A 21,492-nucleotide genomic window follows, 5' to 3' on the forward strand; every position below is an offset into this window, starting at 1 on the left:
GGCTGCCAAGCCCAACACGAAGGTCGATTGCCTGCGAACTTCCGTTGGGCTTCCTTCGGTAGGTTGGGCTGACAAGCCCAACATGGAGGTTGATTCCGTGCGGACTCCCGTTGGGCTTCCTTCGTCAGCCCAACCTACGCACTCTTCATGACGCAATAAGGTCAGCGCAAACTGCACCGTCACCGACAAGGCCGGACTTGCGTGCCACCTCCGTCCTTCACTTCACCATTTCGACGACTTCAAAGATTCCCACCATGAGCACCATCACCACCAAACAAAGCAACCGCTGGCAATTCTGGATCGACCGTGGCGGCACCTTCACCGACATCGTCGCGCGCCGCCCGGACAACACCCTGGTCACCCACAAGCTGCTGTCTGAAAACCCCGAGCAATACCGCGATGCCGCGGTCGCCGGCATCCGCCACCTGCTGGGCCTGAAAGCCGGCGAGCCGATCACGCCCGAGCTGGTCGAGGCGGTGAAGATGGGCACCACGGTTGCCACCAACGCGCTGCTCGAACGCCAGGGCGAGCCGACCGCGCTGTTCATCACCCGCGGCTTTCATGACGCGTTGCGCATCGCCTACCAGAACCGACCGCGTTTGTTCGACCTGCGCGTCACCTTGCCCGAGCTGCTGTATGCATCGGTGGTCGAAGTGGACGAGCGCGTCGGCGCGCATGGCGGCATCGTCACGCCGCTGAACGAAGCGCAGGTGCACGCCGACCTGCAGGCGCAGTACGCCACTGGCCTGCGCTCGCTGGCCATCGTGCTGATGCATGGCTACCGCTATCCCGAGCATGAGCGCACCATCGCGCGCATCGCCCGTGAAATCGGCTACACCCAGGTCAGCAGCTCGCATGAAGTCAGCCCGATGATGAAGCTGGTGCCGCGTGGCGATACCACGGTGGTGGATGCCTATCTGTCGCCGATCCTGCGCCGCTATGTCGACCAGGTCGCTACCGAGATGCCGGGCATACGGCTGCAGTTCATGCAGTCCAGCGGTGGCCTGACCGATGCGCATCGCTTTCAGGGCAAGGACGCGATCCTGTCGGGCCCCGCAGGCGGCATCGTCGGCATGGCGCGCACCGGCGAGCTGGCCGGCTTCTCGAAGATCATCGGCTTCGACATGGGCGGCACCTCCACCGACGTGTCGCATTACGCCGGCGAGTTCGAACGCGAATTCGAAACGCAGGTGGCAGGCGTGCGCATGCGCGCGCCGATGATGAGCATCCACACCGTGGCGGCCGGCGGCGGCTCGATCTTGCATTTCGATGGCAGCCGCTATCGCGTCGGCCCGGACAGCGCCGGCGCCAATCCGGGCCCGGCCAGCTACCGCCGCGGCGGACCGCTGACGGTCACCGACTGCAACGTCATGCTCGGCAAGATCCAGCCCGAGCATTTCCCGAAGGTGTTCGGCCCGCATGCGGATCAGCCGCTGGACCGCGATATCGTCGCGGCAAAATTCGCCGAGATGGCCGACACCATCGAGCGCGCCACCGGCAAGCGCAGCACTCCCGAGGAAGTGGCCGAAGGCTTCATCGCCATTGCCGTGGGCAACATGGCCAATGCGATCAAGCAGATCTCGGTGCAGCGCGGCCATGACGTCACCGAATACGTGCTCACCACCTTCGGCGGCGCCGGCGGCCAGCATGCCTGCCTGGTGGCCGACGCGCTCGGCATGAGCCGTGTGTTCGCCCATCCCCTGGCCGGCGTGCTGTCAGCGTATGGCATGGGCCTGGCGAACCAGAGCGTGATGCGCGAGGAATCGGTGGAGCAAACCCTGAACGAAGACCTCGTTGCAAGCCTGGGTGCGCGGCTCGACGCGCTGGCCGGGCAGGGCACCGCCGCGCTGGTCGAGCAGGGCGTCGCGCCCGAGCGCATCGAGATCAAGCGCCATGTGCATCTGCGCTACGAGGGCACCGACAAATCCCTGATCGTGCCTCACGGCAGCCGCGCCGCGATGCAGGACGCCTTTGAATCGGCCTATCGCCGCCGCTACGCTTTCCTGATCCCGGACAAGGACCTGGTCGTCGAAGCAATCTCGGTCGAAACCGTGGGCCTGGCCGATGCCCCCGAGGAAAGCTTCCACCGCCTCGCGCCGCGCGCCGGTGCATTGCGCTCGGCCGGCACGGTGCGCATGTTCTCGGGCGGGGAGTGGCGCGACACCGCGCTGTACCGCCGCGAAGATACCCGCCCCGGCGATGTGATCCGCGGCCCGGCCATCATCGCCGAGCCGGTGACCACCACCGTGGTCGAATCCGGCTGGCAGGCCGAGATCAGCCCGCTGAACCATCTCGTGCTCGCCCGCGTGGAAAGGCTGCCGCAGCGCCACGCGATCGGCACCGATGCCGACCCGGTGATGCTGGAAATCTTCAACAACCTGTTCATGAGCATCGCCGAGCAGATGGGCCTGCGGCTGCAGAACACCGCCTACTCGGTAAACATCAAGGAGCGCCTCGACTTTTCCTGCGCCATCTTCGATGCCGAAGGCAATCTGATCGCGAATGCGCCGCACATGCCGGTGCACCTGGGCTCGATGGGCGAATCGATCCGCACGGTGATTACCAAGAATGCCGGTCGCATGCGCCCTGGGGATGTGTATGCGTTGAATGACCCATATGACGGCGGCACCCATCTGCCGGACATCACCGTCATCACGCCGGTGTTTGATGAGGCTGGCGAACGCATCCTGTTCTATGTCGGCTCGCGCGGCCATCATGCGGATGTCGGTGGCATCACGCCGGGTTCAGTGCCGCCGGATTCGAAGGACATCATCGAAGAAGGCGTGCGCATCAGCAACTGGAAGCTGGTCGAGGCGGGGCGCATGCGCGAACGCGAGACCGTGGACCTGCTGCTGTCCGGGCCGTATCCGGCGCGCAATCCCGAACAGAACATCGCGGATATGCGCGCGCAGATCGCTGCCAACGAAAAGGGCGTGCACGAGCTGCGCCGCATGGTCGCGCACTTCGGCCTGGAAGTCGTGCAGGCCTACATGCGCCATGTGCAGGACAACGCCGAGGAAGCGGTGCGCCGCGTGATCACTGCGCTGCAGGATGGCGAATTCAGCCTGCCGCTGGACAATGGCGCGGAGATCCGGGTGAAGATCCGCGTCGACCGCGCCGCGCGCAGCGCCAGCATCGACTTCACCGGCACCTCGCCGCAGCTGGCAAGCAATTACAACGCGCCGCGGGCGATCTGCACCGCCGCCGTGCTGTATGTGTTCCGCACCCTGGTCAATGACGACATTCCGCTCAATGCCGGCTGCCTGAAGCCGCTGGAGCTGATCGTGCCTGAGGCCTCGATGCTCAATCCGGTGTATCCGGCCGCAGTCGTGGCAGGCAACGTCGAAACGTCGATGTGCATCACCAATGCGCTGTACGGCGCGCTCGGCCTGCTGGCATCGAGCCAGTCGACGATGAACAACTTCACCTTCGGCAACGACCGCTACCAGTACTACGAAACGATCTCTGGCGGCCATGGCGCCGGCAATGGCTTTGATGGCGCGAGCGTGGTGCAGGCGCACATGACAAACTCGCGGCTGACCGATCCCGAGGTGCTGGAATGGCGCTACCCGGTGCGCCTGGAAAGCTATGCGATCCGGGCCGGCTCGGGCGGCGCCGGCAAGTGGCGCGGCGGCGATGGCGGCGTGCGGCGCATCCGTTTCCTCGAGACTATGACGGCAGCGATTCTGGCCAACAACCGCGTGGTCGCGCCCTTTGGCATGGCAGGCGGCGAGCCGGGCGCGGTCGGTCGCAACTGGGTCGAGCGCGCCGACGGCAGCCGCGTGGAATTGACGCATGCGGACAAGGCCGAGCTGCGTGCAGGCGATGTGTTCGTCATAGAAACGCCGGGGGGCGGCGGATATGGGGCGTCGGGAAGCTGAGGCTGCCGCATAAGCAGGCTGGCGCAGCCTGCATCAAGCGCATGCGTGCCGAGGGCTGCTTGCGTTTTCGGCAGCTTGGGCTGACAAGCCTGTCCTTCCGAGGTGCTTGCAGCGATCGCCCCCATTTCATACGCATGAAGGGTCGATACTCCGTAGGGTGGGCTGCGCCCACCCTACGGGTCTGTTCCACGAGCAGCAAGTGTAGGGTGGGCTGCAAAGCCCAACATGCGGCGTCCGCGGGCCGCGAACAGCTTGGACTTCCCACGTCAGCCCAACGCCATCGCTTGATGGCGCACGCCGGCGTCTATCGTCACAACGCGTTATGCACCCGCTCGCTGTTGGTGCTGCTGCGGCTGCCTTTCAGATAGGCTTCGACATCGCCGGCAAGCTCGCCGACCGCGGCGACCGCGTCCTTCAGTTCCTGCGGCGTGGCATCAAGTTTCTTCGACCATTCGCGCAAGGCGGCTTCGTCCTGGATATTGATGCGCAGATCGTTCTGTTCGGTGCTGCCCGAAGTGTTGTCCGACATGAGTTGCTCCTGTTGTGGGGATTTGCCTTGAAGGAAGAGGAGTCCGTTGCCGCTGCCAGAGCGGACGGACGGCGGAGCACGATGGTCACATGCTCCGCGCGCGAATGCCAACGCGGCCGGGCGTGGTCTTAAGTCCAATCAACATACATGCTGGCGACCCGAAGGCTGCTCGACAGCTGCTCGACAGCATGGTCGCGCTGTCGAGCAGCGCCATCGGAATCAGGCAACGCTGATCGCGATCTTCCTCGGCTGCGCATGCTGCGCCTTCGGTATGTGCAGCTTCAACACGCCGTTCTTCAGCTCCGCATCGGTCTGCTCGCCATCGAGCTCTTTCGACAACGCGAACACCCGCCGATAGCGCGACAGCCGCACCTCGGCGAAGTTCGACTGCATGTCCTGCGGTATGTCGAGCGCAACGCGGCCCTCGATGGTCAAACGATCGTGCTCGAGGTGCAGCGACAGGTTTTCCTTCGGCACGCCGGGCAAGTCCGCGTACAGCGTGATGCCGCCGGCATCCTCGACCACGTCCACCGGTGGCAGCAGTGCTGCTTGCTCGTCGCTGTCGCCTGCGGCCTGCATGCCGCGCCCCTGGGTACCGCCGCTAGTCGCTGCCGCGTTGCCGCCTCCTGGGGTAACGGCCTTCCCGCTCTGCGCCGCATCCTGTCCGGCGCTCTGCCGACTTTCGTCAGCCATATTGCTTTCGTCGCCCATGTCGAACTCCTTGCCTATTGCACATTAATGCGCCGCGGCTGCGCCGACTGGCGCCTTGCCACGCTGATATGCAGCACACCGTCGCGGCAGCGCGCGGAGACGCCATCCGGGTCGATGTCATCCGGCATGCTGATCACCTTGCGAAAACGCCCGGTGTAGCGCTCGTTCACATGCAGATTCTGCTGCTGCGTGGCATTCGCGATGTCGCTCGGGCGTTCGCCCGACACCGTCAGCACGCCGCGTTCGAGATGCACTTCGACGGCGTTCGGATCGATGCCGGGCACGAAGGCATAGATCTCGATGGATTGCGGCGTGCTGCCGATGTTCATTGCCGGAAAGCCGCCACGCGTCAAGCCGCGGATGTCCGGCTCCATGCCGAAGGCCTGCTGCATTTCCCGCTGCAGCCTGTCCATCTGCGAGAACAGGTCGCCGCGAAACATATTCGGGAACATGTCGTCCTCCTCGTCTCATCGGTGGGGAAGTTAGATGCCGGCGGCGGGCGAGGATTCTGCGCGATGCGGCCGCATCCGCGCGATTTCTGACGCTGATCATGAACTGCGCGCAGGCGTCGCCGCGCCGTCCTGACGCTGGCATGCGCTGCGGCAAGGCCGCACCGGCTTTGCAAGCGGCGATCCGAATGCGATGGATGCCGGGCCACCTTTTCCGAATCGATCATTGGCTGGCCTCAGGAAAAGCCCGTTCGTCCCGATCGAGTTCACCCGCGCATCGCGACTCAGCAGTGCTGGCCGTCGATTCATTCGTAGGGTGGGCGCAGCCCACGCGGTTATTCGATCGGTAACCGCGTGGGCTGCGCCCACCCTACGCGCCGTCGCGCGCCGTAGGCAGCCAAGCCACGAAGCGCGTACCTTCACATTGATACCTCCTGGTGTTCTCAATCCTGGCCACGCGCCTATGCACCAACAAGTCCGGCTGCATCGTCACAAGATTCTTCTCCCGCTCCGCGCATTTTTAAGCTCGCTCTAAGCTTCGGCCCGTAGCATCCGCAGCGTCATGAAGGGCCGCCGGCTCTTCGCCGCGGTCCCGGATGTTGCCGGGGCGCGCGCTTCTCACGCGATGGAGCTTTGCAAAACCATGTCAAACTGCCCCGACCCTTTCTCATTCCGACGCCGATGGCTGTTGCCGCTTGTCGCCGCAATGTGCTGGCTGACGACATCAGCGTACGCCCAGGCCACCTACACGCTGCCGCAACTCATCGAGCTGGCGCAGGAGCAGCACCCGCGCATTCGCGCCGCCCGTGAAGGGGTCAACGCCGCCGGCGCCGCGGTGGAAACGGCGCGCGCGCTGCCCAATCCTGAATTCGAGGTCCTGCGCGGCTCACAGCGCGCCCGCCTTCCCGGCGCGCCGGAAGGCCCTGTCTCCACCGTGGCATTGACCCAGCGCCTGGACCTGCCGCCGCAACGCGCCGCGCGCATCGGCGCCGCAAGTGCCGGCCTCGACGCCGAACAGGCGCAGCTGCGGCTGTCGCGCCAGGAACTGATTCGCGCGGTCAAGCTGCACTATCACGAACTGCTGCGGCGCGAAGCGGAAAGCGATGCCGCGCAACAGGATCTCGATCTGCTCAATGACATCCGCGACCGGGTGAAGCTGAAGGTGTCCACCGGCGAATCGCCGCGCTACGACGCGATCAAGGCCGAAGCCGAGGCGCTGAATGCGCAGAAAGCAGCGCAGAGCGCGCAGCTGCGGGTGGAGCTGGCGCGCGCGGCGCTGAAGAACAGCGTCGGCAACGTGCTGCCGGACGACTTCACGCTGGCCGCCGAAGACATGCTCGAGCATGAGCTGCCGCAGTTGCCCACGCTGCGTGAACTGGAAGAGCAGGTGCTGCAGCGCAATGCCGGCATGACCCGCGCCCGCGCGCTCACCACGCGCGGCCGTGAGCAACTGGCGCTGGAGCGCGCGCTGCGCCTGCCCAGCGTGAGCGTGAAGGCCGCCGTCGACCAGCAGCCGGACATACGCAGCAGCCGCATCGGCGTCAATCTCACCATCCCGCTGTGGGACCAGCGCCGCGGTCCGATCGGCGAAGCCTCGGCCCAGCTCGCGCGCCTGCGGCATGAAGAAGACCAGGCGCGCTTCGATCTGCGCCAGCAGCTGCGCGAGGCTTACCAGCGCTACCAGATCAGCCGCAACAGCGTGGCTGCACTCGAGACCGGCATCGTTGCCCAGTCCCAGGCCGCGCTGCGCGTGGCCGAGGCGGCTTACCGCTTCGGCGAGCGCGGCATTCTCGATTACCTCGATGCGCAGCGCGCCTGGCGCAATGCGCGCAATGAATTGATCGCGGCGCGCTTCGAGATGCGCACCGCGCTGGCCGACATCGAAACCTTGAACGGGAACTGACACCATGAACCAACGCTTACCCGAGCGCATGCAGCCGCGCGCGCTCGCTGCCGCCGTGCTGCTGCCATTGGCGCTGCTTTGCGCCTGCGATTCCGGATCGCCACCGGTCAAGGAGGCCAAGGCGGTCAACGCTGCCGGAAACACGGCGCGCAAGGATCCGAACGTCGTCGCCGCCAGCGAAGAGATGCTGCGCCAGCTGGTCATCAAGCCGGTTGCCATGATGGACGTGCGCCAGACCGAGCGCATCGCCGGCCGCATCGACTTCGACCAGCGCCGCGTGGCCCGCATCGGTGCCAACGTCACCGGCCGCGTCACCAGCCTGCATGCAGTGCCGGGGCAGGCGGTCGCGGCCGGTGATCTGCTGGCGCAGCTGCACAGCACCGAGCTCGGCACCGCGCAACTGGCCTACGTGGCTGCCCGTTCCCGCGCCGAGCTCAATGCGCGCAATGTCGAGCGCGCCCGGCAATTGCTGGCCGCCGACGTGATCGGCTCGGCCGAGCTGCAGAAGCGCGAAAGCGAACTATCGATTGCCATGGCCGAGCGCCGCGCCGCGGCCGACCAGTTGCGGGTGCAGGGCATGAGCGCCGCCGCGGTGTCGGCGCTGGACCGCAGCGGCGCCATCAATTCCGCTTCGCAGGTGATTGCCACCGCGCCCGGCGTGATCGTCGAGCACCGGGTATCGCAGGGCCAGGTGGTGCAGCCGGCCGACACGCTGTTCACGATCGCCGACCTGTCGCGGGTCTGGGCCGTGGCCGAAGTGCCGGAACAGCAGATCGACGGCATACAGGCCGGGCAGCGCGTGGAAATCGAAGTGCCGGCGCTGGGCAACCGCAAGATCGAAGGCCGGCTGATTCATGTCAGCGATGTGGTGGATGCCGAGCGCCGCACCGTGACCGTGCGCACCGAGCTCGACAATGCCGACCGCCGCCTGAAGCCTGCAATGCTGGCCACGATGCTCATCGAAGGCTTGCCGCAGCAGAAGCTCGCGGTGCCGTCCGCAGCCGTGGTGCGCGAGAACGATGAAGACATGGTGCTCAAGGAACAGTCGCCCGGCAGCTTCCGCTTGACGAAGGTAAAGCTTGGTCCCGAGCAGGGCGGCATGCGCACTGTCGAAAGCGGTTTGGCCAGCGGCGAACGCATCGTCGCCGAGGGCGCATTCCATCTGAACAATGAACGCAAGCGCCTGCTGCTGAGCGAGTGACGAGCCATGATTGAATCCCTGATACGCAGCGCGCTGCGGCAGCGCTTGGTCGTTCTCGTGCTGGCCGTGATGCTGCTGGCCTTTGGTCTGCGCGCGGCGCAGCAACTGTCCGTGGACGCCTTTCCGGACGTGACCAATGTGCAGGTGCAGATCGCCACCGAAGCGACGGGCCGCTCGCCCGAGGAGATCGAACGCCTGGTGACGGCGCCGATCGAGATCGCCATGACCGGCCTGCCGGCGATGACCGAGATCCGTTCCCTCAACAAGCCCGGCCTGTCGCTGATCACGCTGGTGTTCCTTGACGCCACCGATGTCTATTTCGCGCGGCAGATGGTGATGGAGCGCCTGATCGAAATCGGTCAGCGGCTGCCGCAGGGCATCTCGCCGGTGCTCGGCCCGGTGTCGACCGGCCTGGGCGAGGTCTATCAGTACACGATAGAGCGCGACGACGATGGCGACCGCGCGCTGACGATGGAAGAACTCACCGCGCGCCGCAATGTGCAGGACTGGGTGCTGCGCCCGCTGCTGCGCTCGATACCGGGCGTGGCCGAGATCAATTCGCAGGGCGGCTATGTGAAGCAGTACCAGGCGCTGGTCAACCCGGACCGCTTGCGCCATTACGATCTGTCGCTGAACCAGGTCTATCGCGCGCTGGCGCTGAACAATGCCAACTCCAGCGGCGGCGTGCTGCCGCAATTCGCCGAGCAATACCTGATCCGCGGTCTTGGCCTGATAGGCAGCATCGAGGACATCCGCAACATCGTGCTCAAGGAAAGCGGCGGCGTGCCGGTATTGATGCGCGACGTGGCCGAAGTGACGATAGGTCACGAGGTGCGCGCCGGCGCGCTGGTGAAGAATGGCGTGACCGAGTCGGTCGGCGGCGTGGTGATGATGCTGCGCGGCGGTAATGCGAAGGAAGTGGTGTCGCGCATCCAGGCCCGGGTCGAGGAAATCAATGCCAAAGGCATGCTGCCCGAGGGCCTCAAGGTAAAGGCGTATTACGACCGCTCGGAGCTGGTCGATTCGGCGCTCAGCACCGTGACCAAGGTGCTGATCGAAGGCGTGGTGCTGGTCGTCGTGGTGCTGTTCCTGTTCCTTGGCGACGTGCGTTCGTCCCTTGCAGTGGTGGGCACGCTGGTGCTCACGCCCTTGCTGACCTTCATGGTGATGAACGAGGTGGGGCTATCCGCCAACCTGATGTCGCTAGGCGGGCTGGCGATCGCGATCGGCCTGATGGTCGACGGCCCCGCGGTGGTGGTCGAGAACGCGCATGTGCACCTGGGACGGCCGCTCCTGGGACGCAGCCGGCTGCGCATCCTCGTGCCGGCGGTAATGGAAGTGGCCACGCCGGTGATCTTCGGCATCGGCATCATCATCCTGGTGTTCCTGCCGCTGATGACGCTCTCCGGCATGGAAGGCAAGATGTTCGCGCCGCTGGCTTACACCATCGCGATTGCGCTCGGCATCTCGCTGCTGTTGACGCTGACCCTGACGCCGGTGCTGTCTTATTGGCTGCTGAAGGTCAAGCCGGGTGAAGACGAGCATGACACTCGGCTCATCGCGGCGATGAAGAAGCCATATCTGCGCCTGTTGGGAGCGGCCCTGGCCGCGCCGAAGAAGACCGTGGCTGGCGCGGTCGTGGCTTTCGCCGCGGCGCTGGCGCTGGTGCCCATGCTCGGCACCGCCTTCATCCCCGAGATGAAGGAAGGCTCGATCGTGCCCGGCATCAACCGCGTGCCCAACATCTCGCTGGAAGAATCGATACGCATGGAGCAGCAGGCGATGGCGCTGGTGATGACGGTGCCTGGCGTGAAGTCGGCAGTGTCGGGCGTCGGTCGCGGCGAATCGCCGGCCGATCCGCAGGGCCAGAACGAATCGACGCCCATCGTCAGCCTGAAGCCGCGCGACCAATGGCCCGAAGGCTGGAACCAGGACGACATCGCCGAAGCGATACGCAAGAAGCTCGCGGCCCTGCCAGGCGTGCAGATCGTGATGGCCCAGCCGATCTCGGATCGCGTCGATGAAATGGTGACCGGCGTGCGCTCGGATGTCGCGGTCAAGGTGTTTGGCGACGATCTCGATGTCCTGAAGAAGACGGCCGAGGACATTGCGCGCGTGGCTCAGGGTGTGCCCGGCGCTTATGACCTGCGCGTCGAGCAGGTCGCGGGGCAGCAATACCTGTCGGTGGATATCCGGCGTCAGGCCATCGCGCGCCTGGGTCTGAACGTGGCCGATGTGCACGACCTGATCGAAACCGCGATCGGCGGCAAGGTCGCCACCGAAGTGTATGAAGGCACGCGCCGCTACAACGCCATCGTGCGCCTGCCCCAAAGCTTCCGCGGCAATATCGAAGCGATCCGTGCGCTGCTGGTGCCGGTGCCGAATGGCGCGACGGTGCCGTTGCAGAGCCTGGCCGACATCCGTGTGCATGACGGTCCGGCGCAGATCTCGCGCGAATCGGCGCGGCGGCGCATCGTGGTCGGCATCAATGTGAAGGACCGCGATCTCGGCGGCTTCGTCGCCGAGTTGCAGCGCGCGGTGGAGGCGAAGGTGCGGCTGCCGGAAGGCTATGTGCTGGAATGGGGCGGGCAATTCCAGAACATGGAGCGCGCGCTCGGCCATCTCGGCGTGATCGTGCCGGTGACGGTGGGCGCGATCTTCTTCCTGCTGTTCCTGCTGTTCGGCTCGCTGAAGCTGGCCACGCTGATCATCATGGTGCTGCCGTTCGCTTCCATCGGCGGCATCGTCGGCCTGTTCGTCGCCGGTGAATATCTGTCGGTGCCGGCCTCGGTGGGCTTCATCGCGCTGTGGGGTATCGCGGTGTTGAACGGCGTGGTGCTGGTGTCGTATATCCGCAGCCTGCGCCGCGACGGCGTCGAATTGCGCGACGCGGTGCAGATCGGCGCGACCTCACGCTTCCGCCCGGTGATGATGACGGCCACGGTGGCAATGCTTGGCCTGATTCCGTTCCTGTTCTCGACCGGGCCGGGCTCCGAAGTGCAGCGGCCGCTGGCGATCGTGGTCATCGGCGGTTTGGTGACCTCGACGCTGCTGACGCTGGTGGTGCTGCCGGCGCTGTATCGGTGGTTCGATGATCTGGGGACGCAGGAGGTTTGAGGGGAAGCATCATGGCTTGCGTGGGTCGGGCTGCGTAGGTTGGGCTGACAAGCCCAACATGAAGCCTGATCCCGTGCGAGCTTCCGTTGGGCTTGAGGTAGGTTGGGCTGGCAAGCCCAACATGAAGCCTGATTCCGTGCGGGCTTCCGTTGGGCTTCCTTCGTCAGCCCAACCTACAATGTTCGCTTCACACACACACGATGCTCACGATGAAAATTCTCCTGGTGGAAGACGACGTCATGATCGGCGAGAACATCAAGATCGCTCTGGAAGGCGAGGGCTTGGACGTTGACTGGGCCGAGAACGGCATCGATGCCGAAGCGGCGCTGGCGGCAATGCAATACGACGCGCTGCTGCTGGACCTCGGCCTGCCGGGCCGCGACGGCGTCGATATCCTGCGCGCGCTGCGCGGCCGCAACGATGGCATGCCGGTGCTGGTGCTGACTGCGCGCGATACCGTGGCCGAGCGCGTGCATGGGCTGCGCAGCGGCGCGGATGATTACCTCGTCAAGCCCTTCGACCTGGAAGAGCTGATCGCGCGCCTCGAAGCGCTGCTGCGGCGCGCGCATGGCGGCTTCGAGAAGCTGTACCGCAACGGCGAGATCACGGTGAACCTCGAGACGCGGCAGGTGATGCTCGCCGGCCGGCAAATGATGCTGTCGGCGCGCGAATGGGAGATCCTTGCGGCGCTGGTGTCGCGCCCCGGCGCGATCCTGTCGCGCGAGCAGCTCGAGCGGCGGCTGTACGGCTGGCCCGGCGAGGTCGAGAGCAATGCGATCGAAGTCTATGTGCACGGCCTGCGCAAGAAGCTCGGGCAGGGCTGCATCATCACGGTGCGCGGCCTCGGCTACATGGTGGAGAAGCATTGATGCGTTCACTGCGCTTGCGCCTGCTGCTGCTGCTCGGCGCGGAAATCATCGCGGCGGCGCTGCTGCAGTTCGGCGCGTCGCATGAAGCCGCGATGAATGAAGCCAACAAGCTTTTCGATTACCACCTGCAGCAGATGGCCATGGCGCTGGAGGACAGCGATTTTCCGCAGCAGGAAGCGCCGCCGCATGCGCATCGCCGCGAGGATGCGTTCGACGTGGCGATCCGGATCTGGTCCGACAGCGGCGCCATGCTCTACCAGGCCGGCGACGCGCCGCCCCTGCCGCGCCATGCCGCGCCCGGATTCTCGATGGAGCTGCTGCCCGACAGCGAATGGCGCATCTATACCCGGCATGCAGGCGCGCGCACGATACAGGTTGCGCAGCGGATGGAAGCGCGGCAGGAGCGCGCCAGCGGGCTGGCGCTGAAGACCTTGTCGCCAACGGTGATCGTGGCGGTGCTGTCGTTGCTGGCGACGATGGGCGTGATCAGCGCGGCGCTCGCGCCGCTGAACCGCATCGGCAGGGATCTTGCCGCGCGTAACGCGGGCTCGCTGGCGCCGGTGTCGGAAGAGGGCGTGCCGGCGGAAGTATCGCGCCTGACCGCGGAACTGAATTCGCTGCTGGCGCGGCTGGACCATGCGCTTCAATCGCAGCAGCATTTCATCGCCGATGCCGCGCACGAGCTGCGTTCCCCGCTCACTGCGCTCAAGTTGCAGGTGCAGACGCTGATGCGGGCCAAGGATGACGAGGCGAGGATGCAGGGCGCGCAGCGGCTGCTGGGCGGGATTGATCGCGCATCGCGGCTGGTCGAGCAATTGCTGCTGCTGGCGCGCCAGGACCCGCTGTTGCCGACGCAGCCGGGCGAGCCGGTCGACCTGCTGCGCTGCATCGAGCTCGCCGCCGGCGACGTGGCGCCATTTGCCGCAGCCAAGGACATCGATGTGCGCTACGACTGCGCGCGCGGCATCGCGGTGGCTGGCGATGCGGAAGCCTGGCGCGTAATGATCCGCAATCTGCTGGACAACGCGGTGCGCTATACGCCGGCGCATGGCGTGGTGATGGTGACGCTGTCGGAGAGGGATGGCACGGGCACGCTGGCGATTGAGGATTCGGGGCCGGGTATCAGCGAAGTGAATCGGGCGCGGGTGTTCGACAGGTTCTATCGGGTGCCGGGGACTGCGCCTGGGGGCAGCGGCCTGGGCTTGGCGATCGTGAAAGCCATCGCGGCGCGGCATGGCGTTGAGGTTGCGCTGGGAGAGTCGGCGACCGGGGGGCTGGCGGTGCGGTTGGAATTTGGAATGCTGGCGCAGGCGCGGACGCAGGTGGAGATGCAGCCGCAGCTGAAGCCGGTGCGCAAGGTTTGACGTATCAAACCGGTGAGCTTCTCCAAAACGTTCTTTAAAACAACTTTCTTTCTTGACAATTCGATAAACGAACGTTATCATCTTCCCTACATTAAGACTTGGGTCGACGCCCATGCCAACCTGCCAGACCGGGCAAGGTGGATTGCGAAAGCAGATGTGGCTTCCAGAAGGAAGCAACCAAACGGAACGCGTCGACCTCCCTTTGCGGAGGTTTTTTCATGTCTGGAACTTGCTCGCTTCAGATCGACGACATCTTCGAGTTCCCGCTGTTTCGGAAACTCGTTCATGCGGCGAAAACCCGTCAGCACAATCAGCTAACCGAAAACCAGCATGCGCGCCTGTTCAGCGCCTATGTGTCGACACAGCCTCGCAGTGCCGGGCTGCTGCTCGGCTGGTGCCAGATGCACAGCACGCGCCTATCGGCGGCGCTACGGCAACAGGGCGTCGGCGTTCGCCGCGAAAAGGCGGTGCCGCTGCATCGCTTCAAGCTTGAGCAACATGGCATTGCGCGCCTGGCCGAACTGGAGCGCAAACTCGCGCAAAGTCGGGCCAGAAGGTTTCGCAAGGAATCGTCCGGGCAAGCGCGGGCGGAGTCAAACCTGAGCTGATGGCATTCGCTATCTGCGATTGCATTCCATCCCGCTACACCAGACAACAAGAGGACATTCATGACATCGATACCGACCACGCTCCATGCGGCCTATGCCGTCACCGATTACCGCGTCTTTGCCGCCGACGCGCCGTTCACCCTGCATATCGGCGCAGCGTCTGCCGAATTGGCACAGCTGCACGGCAAGCATGCGGTGAGCTGTTCGGCGTTTCTGACCGCATGGAACCCGTTCAGCCATCCGGTTGACGCAGACGCCAATCATCTGGCTCAGCAATCGCTGCTGCGGGATTTGCGCGACAGCGGCGTGCGCTTTCTTGAAGGCATGGGATGCGATCCATCCGGCGCTTATGCCGGCGAGGAAAGCGTGCTGGCCATCGGTCTTGCGCGGGCTGATGCAATGGCGCTGGGCCGCAAGTATCGGCAGAACGCGATCGTCTGGTGCGGCGCGGACGCCGTTCCCGAACTGATCCTGCTGCGCTGATCGGAGAGCGTCGAACATTCACGGGATAGCCCACCTCAGTGGCCGGGGGGATTTGATCCGGATTGCCGCCCCCAGCGTATTGCCAACGCGGCTAAACAGGAGAAATGACAATGATCATTTGCGACGGACTTTTTACTTCGGAATCGGTAAGCGAAGGACATCCCGACAAGCTTGCGGACCAGATATCGGATGCGATCCTTGACCGCTTCCTCGAACTCGACCCGAACTCGCGGGTCGCCTGCGAGACATTGATTGCGGAGGGCCTGGTCGTCATCGCGGGAGAATTCCGCGCTCGTGATGCATCGATAGTCACCCAGGTCCGCGCAGAAGCCGAAGCCATCGCCCGCACCGTGCTTCGCGAAGCGGGATACAGCGATGGCGCGACCGGCATCGATCCCGAGCGTTGCCAGGTCGTGCTGCGCTTCAATGCCCAGTCGGCGGACATCAGGCGCGGCGTGGACCGCAGTGACGGCATCATCGGCGCCGGCGATCAGGGCATGGTCTTCGGCTATGCGACGGATGAAACGCCGGAACGTCTTCCGCTCACGCTTGCCATCGCCCACCGGCTCGTGCGGCGGCAGGCGCTGCTCCGGAAGTCGGGCGTGCTGCCCTGGCTGCAGCCGGATGCGAAATCGCAGGTGACGGTGCGGTATGCCGATGGGCAGCCAATCGAAGTCACCGACGTAGTGCTTTCCACGCAGCACGCTGAAGCGATTGACCTCGACGAGCTTCGCGCCGCCGTGGAGCGACACATCGTCGCTCCGGTGCTCGAAGGTCTACCGGTCTCTGAAGCGCTGCGCCTGCACATCAATCCGGCAGGCCAGTTCATTACCGGCGGACCCAAGGGAGATACCGGACTCACCGGGCGCAAGATCATCGTCGATACCTATGGCGGCGCCGCGCCGCATGGCGGGGGCGCGTTTTCCGGAAAGGACCCGACCAAGGTCGACCGCTCCGCGGCTTATGCCGCGCGCCATCTGGCCCGGCAAGTCGTCGACCGCGGATGGGCGCAGCGCTGCCTGATTCAGATCGCCTATGCGATCGGCGTGGCGCAGCCGGTCTCCTTCGTCGTCAGCACCTTCGGCACCGGGACGCTTGCCGACAGCGTGATTGCGACGCGCTTGCGGGAAGAGTTCGATCTGAGCCCGGCCGGCATCATTGAGCGGCTGGACCTGTTGCGCCCGATCTACCGTGCCACCGCGGCCTATGGTCATTTTGGACGGCAGGACGTGCGCTTGCCTTGGGAGGCGGCCTGACATGCGTAAGCCGCGAAGCACGATCGCATTTCCGTCCCTATCTTTTTCAGGAGAAGTCCATGCAAAAAATCTGGTCCGCCGATGACCTCACCCTCGATGTGCTTGCCGACCATATGCGCGATTCCGGCTTGACTGCCATGAAGCAGGAAGCGCATCGCATCACGCTGCATACCGAATCAGGGGTCGCGTATTCGATATCGATCGAAGTGCAGAGACAGTTCATCGAGTTCATCACCTGGCTGCCTCTCGACAAGGAACAGGACAGGCAACGACTGCTCGAGTTCGAGCATCGCTGCAATGCCGAGGTCTACCTACCGTCGTTCTTCGTGGACGAGGACGGCGACCTGCGGGTTTTCTATGCGCTGCCATACAGCCACGGCCTGATCGCGGGACAGCTGATGGCGATGGTGCGTCGGTTCGGCTCCCTGCTGGAGCACATGGTCGGGCCCCGTAATGAGGATGGGCTGATCCTTCTCGGTCGCTCACGAAAGGCAAGTGAAGACCTTGCGCCGACGCTGAATGCGCAAGCGCCGGAGGACGGCGCGCTGTTGAACTGATGCGCGTGCAGAGTGCCAGCCTGATTGCTTTTACCAGTCCGGCATTGCGGTGTGGTCGGAATGGCCGGACCGCAATCCTGAGGTGTAGAAGCGAAATCGTTGATAAAGACCAGGGAGCATCATGACGAAACTTAAAGCAAATGAAGATCGCGCCATCGCCTGTCTGCTTGCCGGTGCGGCAGGGGATGCATTGGGAGCGCCGGTGGAATTCCTCGACCGGCCACAGATACTGCAGCGATTCGGGCCGGGTGGCATCCGCGACTATGCGCCGGCATACGGCGGCATCGGCAAGATCACCGACGATACGCAAATGACACTGTTCACGGCGGAAGGTTGCCTGCGCGCGTTGCGCCGCGACCGCGAAGCCGACATGGAAAGCATGCGGCATGGCCTGCATCAGGCTTATCTGCGCTGGCTGATGACGCAGAGCGCGGGGACGGCGACGACGAATGACAGCTGGCTACTGCAGCAGCCGCAGTTATATGCACGCCGCGCGCCCGGCAATACCTGCCTCAGCGCATTGAGCCGCAAGGGAGGCGAGCGTAACAACAGCAAGGGCTGCGGCGGCGTCATGCGGGTGGCGCCGTGTGGCCTGCTGTATCCGGGCCAGGCGGCGAGGGCATTCAATCTGGGCGTGGAAGCCGCAAAACTTACCCATGGCCATCCAACCGGTTACCTTGCCGCCGGCGCATTCGCCGCGATCATTGCCGGGCTCGTCATTGGCGCACCGCTGAATGAGGCGATTGCCGATGCCGGCGAGGCGCTGCGCGCTTGTCCCGACCACGAAGAAACCCTGCATGCGCTTGATGGGGCGTGCCACCTGGCGGCTACTGGCGTGGACGCAAATGAGGCGATACCGGAGCTTGGCGAGGGATGGGTGGCCGAGGAAGCGCTGGCAATCGCGGTGTACTGCGCGCTGACGGCACGCACGCTCGAGGAAGGTATCGTCACTGCGGTCAATATCACCGGAGACAGCGACTCCACCGGCGCGATGGCGGGGAATCTGTTAGGTGCGATGTATGGAATCGATGCGATTCCGAACCGTTGGCTCAAAGGGCTGGAGCTGCGGGACGTTATTGAAACCGTCGCACGCGACCTGGTGCGGATTCCACAAGCAGCGGAGCAGGCAGGTCACCGGGAGTGGCTCACGCGCTATCCGGAAGACCGGTTCTAAGCATCCCGAGCCGCATCAAGAGAATGTTCCACAACAGGGAGAAATGATGCTGATCCATCATCCATGCCGTGACGATCACGGCAGACTGGTGCCACTCAGGCGCCCGAGCAGTCCCACGCCGCTTCCGACATGGAATCAGTCGCATGCCATCGCAACCGCTACGCCAGGCTGTGAGCTGCCCCTTGCGCTGAACGGCATACCGCTGGCTGCCTGGGATGCGGCGCCGGATTCGGAAGAAAAATGGAGGCGAGTGGAAGGGCAATACGAGTTCGACGAACCGCCGTTCAATGCTCCGCCCGGCCTCGTGCCCGCTGCAGGCGTGGCGGTGCAGGAAGAGGACGGCAGGATCTGGCTGGTGTCGCCATCGAATGCCTATGGCGGCTATGCGACCACGCTGCCCAAGGGGAGGGTGGAGGCTGGTGCCAGCCTTCAGGCAAGCGCAATCCGGGAAGCGTATGAAGAAGCGGGGCTGCAAGTGCGGATTACCGGCTTTCTGGCGGATTCCTCGCGCACGCAGAGCCATACGCGGTATTACCTTGCCCGGCGCGTTGGAGGCAATCCGGCATGCATGGGCTGGGAATCGCAGGCAGTCCACCTTGTGCCGCCGGCATTGCTGGGTCAGCTGCTCACGCATTCAAATGATGTGCCGCTGCTGCGCGCGCTTCTTCGTTTGTCTGCAGGAGCCGCCACGCATGCGGAAACAATGATTTCTCAGCAGCGGAGCGATCAACAATGAACGAGGATGCCGAGTTTCACTGCAGCGTCTGCCAGGGCGCGATAGACAATCCTCATTTCTGCTTTGATTGGCGCATCGAGCGCCTTACCGTGCATGAACACGAAGGCAAACCTGTTATGACGATCAGTTGTACTAGCCATGCGATTCATCCCGGCTTCATCCATAACGACTATGTACTGCGAGCCGGTCGCCAAACGTCTCGCGGCCCGCGGGACGTTTGGCATGGCAAAGAGCCGTTATCTCTACAGTCGTGCCAGCTTGGTAAGCGAAGAAATTAAGTCTCATCAATTTTTTCTTCGGTCACAAAATAACTTGAGATTTTGCGTAACTAACCCATAATTCCCTGAAATTTTGTCTTCCGTGGGTGCGCCCAGAGAGCGCCAGCGCAAGCAACTGGAACGATAACTGGGCCGTCGCGCCAGCTATGACCGCATCCTGATCGTTACGGAAGGCAGCAAGACCGAGCCGAATTACTTCAATGAGATCCGCACGGCTCATCGTCTGCATACCGCGAATGTAGACGTATGTGCCAGTGGATTGGGTACAGCGCCGATTCAAGTTGTGCAGTATGCCCTAGCCTTATTCGAGAAGGATGACCGGCACAGGAGAATCGAGCCCCGGGCCTTCGAACGGGTCTATGCCGTATTCGATCGTGACGACCATGACAGCTACTTTGATGCGCTGCGCGTGGCCAAGTCCCTGAATGGAAAGCTGCGCAGTGACAGCAGGCAGTGAGCCTCAAGGCCATCGCCTTGATACCGAGTTTTGAATTGTGGCTATTGCTTCACGACGAGGAAATCCACACCCCGACTCATCGAGATGAGGTGATGCTCCGCTTGAAGCGGCACATTGCGGGGTATAAAAAGGGTAGCGGTTGCGCATTTGCTATTACTCGTGAACACTTGAACCATGCCACTCGAAGAGCGGAAGCGTTGCCAGCCCGATTCAACGCCGATTGTGAACCCGAGCCTTATACCGGCGTTGTGGAGTTAGTGAAGCTGCTGACTACGCTGCGTGGTTGATTGGGGTTACGCTCTCATCGTTCTTACCGATTACCTCACAGCGGATTGGGCTCGTCCTTGTCGGTTTCTGTTCCTGCCGTAGTAGCTTTGCCCGCGAATTTGTCGAGCACATCAAAGACGCTATCCAGATGTTTGCGATACGAAGCTGTGTAATTCAGCGTGAATACACATCGCTCGCCGACCTGCTGCACTCGCTGTTGAATAAGTTGGCGGTGCTGAACCCAATACATTCCCATCGCCATGGGATCAAGGCCGCCTGGCAGATCAGCTTCGGATGCGAAGTGGCGCTCTTCATCGTCGTCCAGAAAAGGAGAGCTACTCAAATTCGATAGGCAATGGTCGAGGAAATGCAAAACGTTGTCTTCGTGGACAGCGGGATTGAAACAAACCTCAAACACATACTCGTTCATCAGTCTCGCTATGCCACCACTAGCGCCAGTGCCAGACTCGTCGTAATGCCCGCAGCCGACACCCGACCCAGTTGGAGGCAAAGAATTGCTCAGCTGGTACGTTACAAAAGACTTCACCATGGAGCGTGCTGCGGATATGCGTTGCATAAGCAAAACGGAATCTTGCGCGGATTGATCGTTCGTTGTCACCTGCGACTCAAGTTGATGAGACGGTACTTCGCCGATAAACAGTTCGGCAGGAGTATCACAAACTTCCGAAAAAAAGTTTCGCTGTGGATCAATGTAGGTTCGCTTGAACAAGCCGAAGACTTCTTGAGACAGTCGTCTCATTCCCATCAATGCGAGTTCGCTAACCAAACCAGTGGTTGCAGCATCTCTATCTTGATCATAGATAAGTGCTGAATACACATTATGTAGCTGTCCCTGACGGTCTTCGGAGCACTGGAGTCTGAACAACATGAGATCCTCCCAGCCGAGCACGCCACGCTCACGACCAGCAAGGCGTTGTAACAGGCCTTTCCCTTTAAACGTAGATTCACCAAAGATTCTCTCTGCAATCTCTATGACGTTCTCCGGGCTGTTGGGACGACGACGGCCCGCGGTCCTTCCCCAACCAGCACGATCTAGAAGTACCACCAAAGAGTAGATTGACCTCTGTCGCAGTCCTCGACTCCCATTCGAGATTGCCGAGTAGCGCGGTAGATAGTCGACGAGCGTATCAATGGCATCATCGGCGACTTCACGGTTGAAGCCATGCGATTGGTTGACGAGCACTCTCCAGAACTGATCATGCGCATACTCCCTATGCTCTGATTGGAAGTCCGGCGACGTAAGAACCGAGACAATGGACGCTCCGCTTCGAACTCGATCTACGGCGCCTTGGTAGAGAACAAATGTCGCCTGCGGCTCGGGCGTTGCGAACCGAACAATGAGCTTGAGGTACTGCTCCAGGTTTCTGGAGGAATTCTGATTAAAGCAAGCACGTGAAGCCAGAATCGCCTCGCCTACATTGCTCCGATTATCAAGCTCTAGCGTTGTCACATCGAAGAGCTGTGTCAAAAGAAATCCTGCTGTTCCCTTATGCTCTGAGACCACTGAACCGCCCCGGAAAACGAGGAGGCCCCAACATTTGAGAGAATGGGGCTATGAAGAAGAGAGCAATCAAATATTCACCCGAGGTCATCGAGCGTGCGGTGCGGATGGTCTTGGAGAGCGAAGAGCA

The 21,492-nt window shown here is 63.2% G+C and carries 20 protein-coding genes and 1 riboswitch; of the genes, 15 read left to right on the plus strand and 5 right to left on the minus strand.

All coding sequences use genetic code 11. The annotated features are described in order from the left end of the window. The first annotated feature begins 254 nt into the window (after window positions 1–254). Entirely contained in the window at window positions 255–3,881 is a 3,627-nt protein-coding gene (locus tag JJB74_RS24495) for a hydantoinase B/oxoprolinase family protein (RefSeq protein WP_200596372.1), read from the plus strand. Between the two features lie 310 nt (window positions 3,882–4,191). On the opposite strand, the gene JJB74_RS24500 is transcribed toward JJB74_RS24495, so the two are convergent. The 3 genes from JJB74_RS24500 to JJB74_RS24510 all read right to left on the minus strand — a co-directional run bounded on the left by JJB74_RS24500 (window position 4,192) and on the right by JJB74_RS24510 (window position 5,573). Beyond that, window positions 4,192–4,410, minus strand: coding sequence for a DUF3606 domain-containing protein (locus JJB74_RS24500; protein WP_200596373.1), 219 nt, complete (start codon window positions 4,408–4,410; stop codon window positions 4,192–4,194). 219 nt (window positions 4,411–4,629) lie between these two features. Then, entirely contained in the window at window positions 4,630–4,989 is a 360-nt protein-coding gene (locus JJB74_RS24505; protein ID WP_200596400.1) for an Hsp20/alpha crystallin family protein, read from the minus strand. Window positions 4,990–5,135: 146 nt separating this feature from the next. Next, entirely contained in the window at window positions 5,136–5,573 is a 438-nt protein-coding gene (locus tag JJB74_RS24510; RefSeq protein ID WP_200596374.1) for an Hsp20/alpha crystallin family protein, read from the minus strand. A gap of 685 nt (window positions 5,574–6,258) precedes the next feature. Between JJB74_RS24510 and JJB74_RS24515 the strand changes: the two genes are divergently transcribed. The 12 genes from JJB74_RS24515 to JJB74_RS24570 all read left to right on the plus strand — a co-directional run bounded on the left by JJB74_RS24515 (window position 6,259) and on the right by JJB74_RS24570 (window position 19,116). Next, entirely contained in the window at window positions 6,259–7,473 is a 1,215-nt protein-coding gene (locus JJB74_RS24515; protein WP_200596375.1) for a TolC family protein, read from the plus strand. Between the two features lie 28 nt (window positions 7,474–7,501). Next, window positions 7,502–8,674, plus strand: a complete 1,173-nt coding sequence (locus JJB74_RS24520) for an efflux RND transporter periplasmic adaptor subunit (RefSeq protein ID WP_200596401.1) — start codon at window positions 7,502–7,504, stop codon at window positions 8,672–8,674. 6 nt (window positions 8,675–8,680) lie between these two features. Further along, entirely contained in the window at window positions 8,681–11,791 is a 3,111-nt protein-coding gene (locus tag JJB74_RS24525) for an efflux RND transporter permease subunit (protein WP_200596376.1), read from the plus strand. A gap of 209 nt (window positions 11,792–12,000) precedes the next feature. Further along, window positions 12,001–12,660 carry a response regulator gene (locus JJB74_RS24530; RefSeq protein ID WP_200596377.1) on the plus strand — a complete coding sequence of 220 codons (660 nt, stop codon included), beginning with the start codon at window positions 12,001–12,003 and terminating at the stop codon, window positions 12,658–12,660. Next, window positions 12,660–14,024, plus strand: coding sequence for an ATP-binding protein (locus JJB74_RS24535; protein ID WP_200596378.1), 1,365 nt, complete (start codon window positions 12,660–12,662; stop codon window positions 14,022–14,024). Before JJB74_RS24530 ends, JJB74_RS24535 begins: the two co-directional genes overlap by 1 nt. Before the next feature lie 83 nt (window positions 14,025–14,107). Beyond that, window positions 14,108–14,215, plus strand: a riboswitch (SAM-I-IV-variant riboswitch). Between the two features lie 27 nt (window positions 14,216–14,242). Next, a complete protein-coding gene (locus JJB74_RS24540; protein ID WP_200596379.1) occupies window positions 14,243–14,632 on the plus strand; it encodes a hypothetical protein in 390 nt (129 codons plus the stop codon). Window positions 14,633–14,692: 60 nt separating this feature from the next. Beyond that, a complete protein-coding gene (locus tag JJB74_RS24545; RefSeq protein WP_200596380.1) occupies window positions 14,693–15,115 on the plus strand; it encodes a DUF3293 domain-containing protein in 423 nt (140 codons plus the stop codon). 113 nt (window positions 15,116–15,228) lie between these two features. Next, window positions 15,229–16,371, plus strand: a complete 1,143-nt coding sequence (metK, locus tag JJB74_RS24550; RefSeq protein WP_200596402.1) for a methionine adenosyltransferase — start codon at window positions 15,229–15,231, stop codon at window positions 16,369–16,371. Window positions 16,372–16,430: 59 nt separating this feature from the next. Next, on the plus strand, window positions 16,431–16,928 hold the full coding sequence (locus tag JJB74_RS24555; protein ID WP_200596381.1) for a YbjN domain-containing protein: 498 nt from the start codon (window positions 16,431–16,433) through the stop codon (window positions 16,926–16,928). A gap of 121 nt (window positions 16,929–17,049) precedes the next feature. Next, complete coding sequence (locus tag JJB74_RS24560; RefSeq protein WP_200596382.1) at window positions 17,050–18,102, plus strand: ADP-ribosylglycohydrolase family protein; 1,053 nt, start codon at window positions 17,050–17,052, stop codon at window positions 18,100–18,102. Window positions 18,103–18,145: 43 nt separating this feature from the next. Then, window positions 18,146–18,838, plus strand: coding sequence for an NUDIX hydrolase (locus JJB74_RS24565; RefSeq protein ID WP_234484816.1), 693 nt, complete (start codon window positions 18,146–18,148; stop codon window positions 18,836–18,838). Then, window positions 18,835–19,116, plus strand: coding sequence for a hypothetical protein (locus tag JJB74_RS24570; RefSeq protein WP_200596384.1), 282 nt, complete (start codon window positions 18,835–18,837; stop codon window positions 19,114–19,116). The genes JJB74_RS24565 and JJB74_RS24570 overlap by 4 nt, the downstream gene beginning before the upstream one ends. A gap of 22 nt (window positions 19,117–19,138) precedes the next feature. Here the strand turns inward: JJB74_RS24570 and JJB74_RS33435 are convergent, their stop codons facing one another. Further along, window positions 19,139–19,336 (minus strand): hypothetical protein, encoded by a 198-nt coding sequence (locus tag JJB74_RS33435; RefSeq protein WP_234484817.1) that lies wholly within the window; start codon window positions 19,334–19,336, stop codon window positions 19,139–19,141. Between JJB74_RS33435 and JJB74_RS33720 the strand changes: the two genes are divergently transcribed. Both JJB74_RS33720 and JJB74_RS33725 read left to right on the plus strand, forming a co-directional pair. Further along, a complete protein-coding gene (locus JJB74_RS33720) occupies window positions 19,322–19,573 on the plus strand; it encodes a hypothetical protein (RefSeq protein ID WP_325170168.1) in 252 nt (83 codons plus the stop codon). The genes JJB74_RS33435 and JJB74_RS33720 overlap by 15 nt on opposite strands. After that, window positions 19,570–19,860, plus strand: a complete 291-nt coding sequence (locus JJB74_RS33725; RefSeq protein WP_325170167.1) for an RloB domain-containing protein — start codon at window positions 19,570–19,572, stop codon at window positions 19,858–19,860. The genes JJB74_RS33720 and JJB74_RS33725 overlap by 4 nt, the downstream gene beginning before the upstream one ends. Before the next feature lie 35 nt (window positions 19,861–19,895). Here the strand turns inward: JJB74_RS33725 and JJB74_RS24580 are convergent, their stop codons facing one another. Next, window positions 19,896–21,329, minus strand: coding sequence for a hypothetical protein (locus JJB74_RS24580; protein ID WP_200596385.1), 1,434 nt, complete (start codon window positions 21,327–21,329; stop codon window positions 19,896–19,898). Window positions 21,330–21,492 lie beyond the last annotated feature (163 nt).

It is taken from the genome of Noviherbaspirillum pedocola (genome assembly GCF_016632335.1).
In the GTDB taxonomy this organism is placed as follows: domain Bacteria; phylum Pseudomonadota; class Gammaproteobacteria; order Burkholderiales; family Burkholderiaceae_D; genus Noviherbaspirillum_A; species Noviherbaspirillum_A pedocola.

Coding starts and splice junctions, on each gene's coding strand:
- JJB74_RS24505 (WP_200596400.1), bottom strand. CDS start 4,989: ATGCAGGCCGCAGGCGACAGCGACGAGCAAGCAGCACTGCTGCCACCG.
- JJB74_RS33435 (WP_234484817.1), bottom strand. CDS start 19,336: ATGAGCCGTGCGGATCTCATTGAAGTAATTCGGCTCGGTCTTGCTGCC.
- JJB74_RS24500 (WP_200596373.1), bottom strand. CDS start 4,410: ATGTCGGACAACACTTCGGGCAGCACCGAACAGAACGATCTGCGCATC.
- JJB74_RS24565 (WP_234484816.1), top strand. CDS start 18,146: ATGATGCTGATCCATCATCCATGCCGTGACGATCACGGCAGACTGGTG.
- JJB74_RS24495 (WP_200596372.1), top strand. CDS start 255: ATGAGCACCATCACCACCAAACAAAGCAACCGCTGGCAATTCTGGATC.
- JJB74_RS24535 (WP_200596378.1), top strand. CDS start 12,660: ATGCGTTCACTGCGCTTGCGCCTGCTGCTGCTGCTCGGCGCGGAAATC.
- JJB74_RS24570 (WP_200596384.1), top strand. CDS start 18,835: ATGAACGAGGATGCCGAGTTTCACTGCAGCGTCTGCCAGGGCGCGATA.
- JJB74_RS24545 (WP_200596380.1), top strand. CDS start 14,693: ATGACATCGATACCGACCACGCTCCATGCGGCCTATGCCGTCACCGAT.
- JJB74_RS24530 (WP_200596377.1), top strand. CDS start 12,001: ATGAAAATTCTCCTGGTGGAAGACGACGTCATGATCGGCGAGAACATC.
- JJB74_RS24510 (WP_200596374.1), bottom strand. CDS start 5,573: ATGTTCCCGAATATGTTTCGCGGCGACCTGTTCTCGCAGATGGACAGG.
- JJB74_RS24540 (WP_200596379.1), top strand. CDS start 14,243: ATGTCTGGAACTTGCTCGCTTCAGATCGACGACATCTTCGAGTTCCCG.
- JJB74_RS24525 (WP_200596376.1), top strand. CDS start 8,681: ATGATTGAATCCCTGATACGCAGCGCGCTGCGGCAGCGCTTGGTCGTT.
- JJB74_RS24560 (WP_200596382.1), top strand. CDS start 17,050: ATGACGAAACTTAAAGCAAATGAAGATCGCGCCATCGCCTGTCTGCTT.
- JJB74_RS24555 (WP_200596381.1), top strand. CDS start 16,431: ATGCAAAAAATCTGGTCCGCCGATGACCTCACCCTCGATGTGCTTGCC.
- JJB74_RS24520 (WP_200596401.1), top strand. CDS start 7,502: ATGCAGCCGCGCGCGCTCGCTGCCGCCGTGCTGCTGCCATTGGCGCTG.